At 61.3% G+C, this 6,000-nt stretch carries 4 protein-coding genes (1 of these 4 only partly in view); 2 read left to right on the forward strand and 2 right to left on the reverse strand.

The genetic code is table 11. From position 1 onward, the window contains the following. Positions 1 to 22 precede the first annotated feature (22 nt). Both OBACDRAFT_RS12150 and OBACDRAFT_RS12155 read right to left on the reverse strand, forming a co-directional pair. Entirely contained in the window at positions 23 to 3,391 is a 3,369-nt protein-coding gene (locus OBACDRAFT_RS12150; protein ID WP_043586050.1) for a hypothetical protein, read from the reverse strand. Positions 3,392 to 3,543: 152 nt separating this feature from the next. Continuing rightward, entirely contained in the window at positions 3,544 to 4,422 is an 879-nt protein-coding gene (locus OBACDRAFT_RS12155; protein WP_052361853.1) for a PEP-CTERM sorting domain-containing protein, read from the reverse strand. A gap of 134 nt (positions 4,423 to 4,556) precedes the next feature. Between OBACDRAFT_RS12155 and OBACDRAFT_RS12160 the strand changes: the two genes are divergently transcribed. Together OBACDRAFT_RS12160 and OBACDRAFT_RS12165 are read left to right on the forward strand one after the other, a co-directional pair. Next, entirely contained in the window at positions 4,557 to 5,618 is a 1,062-nt protein-coding gene (locus OBACDRAFT_RS12160) for a LacI family DNA-binding transcriptional regulator (RefSeq protein ID WP_043585975.1), read from the forward strand. Between the two features lie 150 nt (positions 5,619 to 5,768). Continuing rightward, a protein-coding gene (locus OBACDRAFT_RS12165) for a tryptophanase (RefSeq protein WP_043585977.1) crosses the window boundary here: on the forward strand, positions 5,769 to 6,000 show its start. It continues 1,250 nt past the right edge of the window; 232 of the gene's 1,482 nt are visible here — the first part of the coding sequence; it begins with the start codon at positions 5,769 to 5,771; the stop codon falls past the right edge of the window.

The raw sequence follows: 6,000 nt of genomic DNA on the forward strand, positions 1-6,000 counted from the left end.
TCGGAGAGGCCTCCCTACCAGGTTAGTGTGGTGTTGTGGCGAAGTGGATTTCGATTTTGCCTCCGTGGGAGAGGGGGAGGGTGTGGCGGTTGTTCTCGGAACGGATTTTTTCCAAGGTTTGTGAACGTCCATCAATTTTGAGCTCGGTGATCAGCGCGGGGGAGTGGACTTCGAGTTCGAAAGGTTGTGCGTTTTCCAGTTCGAGGGACAGCAGGCGGGTGGCGTGGTCATAGCGCGAATTGACGAAGCGGGCGGGTTCCCAGCCGATGAGCCACACTCCGGTTTCGTGCGCGGTGTAGGCGCCAAACATGCCGGAGGTTCTGTAAGGGGGGGTAGTCTGCTTGGTATGGGCGAGCCAGGTATCGAGGTCGGACTTTAGGCCGTCGGCGGGCCAGTCGGGGAGCCAGGCGCGGTTGGCGATGTGGGCGGCGCTGCGGCTCTGGTTGTAAGCCATTTCACGCCAGCCACTGAATTGTTTGTCCATGAAGTCGCGTTGGAAGCGGGTGAAGAAGTCGGTGCCGAGAATGTTGAGATAGAAGTCATACATTTCGGGCATTTCGCCGGTCCATGTCAGACACATGGCGATGTGGTCGAGGCCGATGGTGTTTTTGGGCGCGGCTCGTTCAATGGCGGGTCCGTCTTCGGCAAAGCCAACTCCGTAGAGGCGCGGGTGTTTGTTTTCCGGATCAAGGTAGCGGGGGAAATTGAAGCGGAGGGCGGTGGCGGCGGCAATTTTGGTTTGGAGGTAGGCGATGCGGTTGGCGTCCTCGGTCTGGCCGAGGACTTGCGCCATGCGGTGCATGGCTGCGACACCGGCGTAGGCGATGGTGTCCATGTCAATGGAGCCGTATTTGACGGCTTCGCGAGAGGTGGTGCCGGGGATGGCCCAGTCGTTGAGAACCTCAAAAATGCGCAGGGTGTCCATGATGCGCGGCCAGAGGCGGCGGATGGTGTCCCAGTCGCCCGAATAGAGGGCGTAGAGGTAAGTTGAATACGCGGCCTGGCCGACGTTGGAATTGGGGTCGCCAAACATTCCGGGGAGTGTGGAGATGTCGAGCCAGCCCCGGATTTGGTAAGGTTCCTTGGTGAAGAGTTCGCGGCGGAGTATCCAGGAGGAGGGGGCATACATGCGTTCGACGTTGGGGCGGGCAAAGTCGATGAGGGTTTGGCGGGCTGCGGGTTCGTGGAAGCTGCCGCCGATGAGGCCCTGCGTCCAGGCGTCGCGGTAGGCGACAAGCCAGGGGTGGTTGCTGGGGTGGGAGACGAGGGGGGCGGTGGCGCCCATTTTGGCGGCAATGCCGTCGGCCATGGCTTTGTAGGTGCTGGCAAAAGCGTCGCGGCGGGGTGCGGCGGCGTGGCGGGCGGGGATGCGCGGTAGGGTGTAGTCGAGCGTGGCGCCGTCGTTCCAGCGGAAGGGGCCGATGGGGGTTTTGATGCTGGCTTTGATGCTGGTGGGGGAACCGGCGGGGATGCCATGCCAGGCGATGGAGTCGCGCGCCCAGTTGTAAATGGGGGGGATGGGGGCGTAGTCTGTTGTCTGCCATGCGGGGGAGCCCCAGCGTTCGTAACGAAATTCGTTGCGGATGCGCACGGTGTCGTCCTCGACAAGGTAGTATTCGCGGCAGTCAACGGGGTAGGTGCGCAACATGCGGGTGAGTTGTCGTGCGCGTTCGGATACGGTGCTTGTTTCCCAGCCTTCGTTGAGGAGTCCGTGGAAGGCGGTTGAGAGGCCCCAGCGGGTCGGGGGAAGACGGAGGCCGGAGGGGGTCCATTCGATGGGCGCGTGGGTGTCGGCGGTGAGGAGAAGGGCGACGGCTTTGTCGCCCCAGAAGGTGGGTTCGTCGCCGCGGATGCCCCAGATGGCGACAATCCAGGGTTCGCGCAGGTTGCGGATGGTTTGGGGTTGGGTGAGGAGGCCGGTTGAGGTGAGGACGGCGGAGGGGCCGATCATGGGTTTGCCGGACTTGGTGGTGTCGGGTTTCATGAAGCGGGCTTCGTCTTCGTCGGGTGCGCCGCTGCGGACGGGGAGTTTGCCGCCGCCGCGGGAGCTGAGGGTGAGGTTTTTGGGGGCGTCGATGAGGAAGCCGGGGGCGAGGAGGCCGGTGAGGATGCGGGTGGTGGCGTTGTCGTGACCGCGGCGTTCGAGGATCATGGTGGTCCAGTTGGCGGTGACTTTTTCGGTGTCGGGATTCCAGGCGCTGCGTTTGAGGCGCCAGAGTTCGCCGGTGCTGTCGGTGGTGTCGTCTTGCTGGCCTTCGATGCTGAAATCGAAATCTTGCCGGCGGTGGATGCTGTCGCCGTTGGCGGTGTAGGCGCGTATCCAGTTTCCGCTGACAACTTCGTTGACGAGGCCGTTGTAGGTGGAGTTGGCGAAGCGTCCGGTGGTGCGGTGGCTGTGCCCTTCGGTCCAGGTTTTGCCGTTGATCTGGCGGGTGGGGAAGCTGAGGGGTGGGAGGGGTTCCCAGTGGTCTTGAGTGGTGGGGGCTTGGAGGGGTTCGAGGGCGTCGAGGCGGACGGGGATGTTGCCGTCGGGGCCGTTGAGAACGAGGGTTTCGAGGTGGCGGGGGCGGATGTCGTAACCGTAGTTTTCGGCGGGTTTGAGGGCGTCAAGCGAGAGGGTGTAGGTGTGTTTGCCGGCGCGGAGGGGGAGGGGGGGGAGGTCGAAGCGCATGAAGCGGCGTTTTTGGCCGATTTTGAACGATGCGGTGGCAGTGGTGGCGACGGGGGTTTCAACGGTGATGCGGAGGTCGCGTTGGTGGTCTTGGAGGGGGGTGTCGAGGAAGCTCCATTCGGCGGCGCCGTAGAGGGATTCGCCGATGTCGGGGAAGCCGCCCCAGGGGTGTTTGCGTTGCGCGTCGTTGTGGATGCCGAGGATTCGGATTTCGAGTTGGGTGAGGGTGCGGTTGAAGGGGATGGATTGGATTTTGCCGGGCGCGTTTTGGAGCGCGATTTCGAGGGTGTCTTTGCCGTCAAGGCGGAGTTGGAGTTTTAGCGGGAGCGCCCAGTCGTTGGTGGCGCTTTGCACGAAGGCGAGTTGCCGGATTTTGCGGGGTTGTTTGAAGGCGAGCGTGGCGAGGCCGTCTTGGAGTTTTTTGATAATGACGGTTGTGGCGGGTTTGCCGTCAAGGAGGCGGGAGGTCGCTTTCAAGGGGTCGGCGGCGGATGTGTTGACGGTGACAGAGGCGAGGTCGGCTTCGGTCCATGGAACCCAACTGTAAAGGGGATCTGTTTTGGCTTCGAGAACGGGGCCGCTGGCGCCGGCGGACGCAGAGGGGGTGGTGGCAGCGGACGCGGTGGGGGCGGTGAATGCGGCAAGCGTGGCGGTCGTGATCAAGGCGCTTGCAATGAGTGCGTGGCAAGCGCGTTGCCAGTTGGAGGTTTTGGAGGTCATAAATGCAAACATGCGGGGGGTGTGGCAGGAATGGGTTGTGTAGCCAAAAAACAGATACAATTGAGGTTGCCATCCGCAGGCAAAGGCAGGCGGGTGGTCAGGTGCGTGTGTGTGTGGAGCGGGGGGGGGGGGGGACGCCAGCGAGTTGGCGATTAACGGCGTCCGTGGCGGCGGGCAATGAATGCGAGCAGGGCTCCGGCCAGTCCAATCAGCATGGCGGTGGTTGCGGGTTCGGGGACGGGCGTGGGCGTGCCGGCGTAAATTTCGAAATTCTGAAGGTAGCCTTTGAATGAGTTTACATCCGTGTTGGCACCGTTCCTTCCGATTCGGGAATATTGGCTGGTTGTGACGAAACTTCCTGTTTTGCCGACTGAATAAGAGCTCGATATGGCTGTCTGAACGATGCCATTGAGCGAGAACGTGATGTGCCCCGTGGCTGTGTTGTCCGAGTTATCAATGGTGAGTTCGTAGTGTTTCCACGAGGTGGGGGCTGCTATTGTGAAGCTCGCCATCCCCCAGCTTGACGCCTCTGCCAGCCGATGGGAAATGCGTAGTTCGGCACTGGTGGAATCCGCATTCATGACGAGGTTGATGGTGACGCATCCCGCGAGATCGGACTGATACCCTGTCTGGAATATCTGGTATGTCTTGTCGTTCATTGCGGCTGCCTTCATGTGCCAGTCAAAGGTGAGGGCGGTGTAGGTTGAGAAGTTGATTTGTTTGGCCCCGCCGGTCGTCTGGGTGCCGTCGAAGTAGGCGCTGTATTCGGTGGGTGCCGCGGTGCTGTATTCGGTTGTTGATTGGGAGACGCCGGAGGTGGGCTTTGACAGGTGGTTTTTCTTCCCGCTGGCATCCTCAAAAATATTCGTGGCGTTGCTGAAATCATACAGGGCGATGGTTTCGAGTTTCTGGGCGTGCGCGGCGTTGGGAGTTGCAAGCGTCGCCAGCGCGAGTGCGAAAACTGGCAGGGAAAGTGCGGATGCAAGCATCGCGCGAGTGGTGGTGGCTGTAGGCGTTGCAGGAATTTTCATGGCAGGATTTTTTTTGGTTGTTGTTGGGTCAGGGTGAAACGACGTGAGGACTCAAAACGGACGGGGCGGAATGAAACAATGGTGGCGAGAAGCAACAGTTGCTTTTTGGGGATCGTATGTGAGAAAATGCAGGCATGAGAGTGAGTTTGCGCACGATTGCACGGGAGACGGGGTTGAATGTTTCGACGGTGTCGCGGGCGTTGCGGGAGTTTTCTTCGGTGGACGCGGAGACGCGGCGCGTGGTGCAGGCGGTGGCGCGGCGCTTGGGTTATGTGCGCGATCCGTTGCTGGCCAACGCGCTGACGTTCGCGCGGCGGACGGACAAACCGGTTTACCGGGAAACAATGGCGTTTTTGGCGTCGGTCGCGGTGCAGGATTACGCGCAGTATCCGTGGCTGGTGGAGATCCACGCGGGGGCGGCACGGCGGGCGGCGGAATTGGGTTACGGGATTGAGCGGTTTCGCATCCCGGTGGCGGCGGACCGTCAGCGGGCGTTGGGCAGGCAATTGCGGTCGCGGGGGATGCGGGGCAGCGTGGTGTGTCCGGTGCATCCCGTGATCGAAAATTCACCGGTGTCGCTGGACATGGATTGGGCCCACCTGACGGGGGTCGAGATCGGGCATTCGTTGCAGGAACCGACGTTGCCGCGCGTGGTGCGTTATCTGGCGGATGATTCGGCGATGATGCTGGAGCGGTTGCATGCGCGGGGTTACCGGCGGATCGGGCTGGCCATGCACCGGCAGGATGAGGAAACGCGGCGGTGGGCGGTGTTGTCGGCGTGCATGCTGTTCGTGAAATTTCACCGCGACACGCGTTTCAGTTGTTTGTTTGACGCGGAGGCGGATTATTCGGCGGCGGCATTCGCGCGGTGGCGGAGAAAATTCAAACCGGATGTGCTGATCGTGAACGGCCCGGGCGTGAGCGAGTGGGTGACGGCAGAGGGAATGCGTGTGCCGGAGGATGTGGGGATTTGCCGGATCGATTGCATCGCGGGGCGGGAGGAATCGGGGTTGCGCGTGGACTACGAACACATCGGGGCCACCGCGGTGAATCAACTGGCGTCGATCCTGGAGCGAGGGGAATCAAACCCGATGGGCGGCGGCGGTCGGACGGCGTCGCGCCCGACGATGAGCATCCCGAGCATCTGGCACGAGGGGAGGACGCTGCGGGCACAGCGAATGGCGATTGTCACCTGACTCATAAGGGTGGGCATTCTCGTAGATCAATTGGCAGCGCGTAACCGGAGTGTGTTACCCTTGCGTTTCTTGCGGCTTTATTGCCTCTCGGTTGATTTAAGATTGAATCGGACGCGATTCTGCGGCGTTTTCCGCAGTTTATTTCTCACCATGACCACCCCCATTCCCTCCGTTAACGGATCCTCCGGAAGCGTTAAATTTTTCAGCGGTGAAAACATCCCGCTGGAAATGCACAAAGTCCGCGTCGTCCAAAAACTCAACCTAGTCCCCGTCGAACGCCGCCTCGCCGCCATTCAGGAAGCCGGCTTCAACAGCTTCCTCCTCAGCACCAAGGATGTCTATTTGGACATGCTCACAGACTCCGGCACCAACGCCATGAGCG

Origin of the sequence: Geminisphaera colitermitum TAV2, from assembly GCF_000171235.2 — a bacterium.
Taxonomy (GTDB): domain Bacteria; phylum Verrucomicrobiota; class Verrucomicrobiia; order Opitutales; family Opitutaceae; genus Geminisphaera; species Geminisphaera colitermitum.

What these genes read in the sequence shown, in the direction of transcription:
- OBACDRAFT_RS12150 (WP_043586050.1), bottom strand. Translation starts at nt 3,391, where the DNA reads ATGACCTCCAAAACCTCCAACTGGCAACGCGCTTGCCACGCACTCATT.
- OBACDRAFT_RS12155 (WP_052361853.1), bottom strand. Translation starts at nt 4,422, where the DNA reads ATGAAAATTCCTGCAACGCCTACAGCCACCACCACTCGCGCGATGCTT.
- OBACDRAFT_RS12160 (WP_043585975.1), top strand. Translation starts at nt 4,557, where the DNA reads ATGAGAGTGAGTTTGCGCACGATTGCACGGGAGACGGGGTTGAATGTT.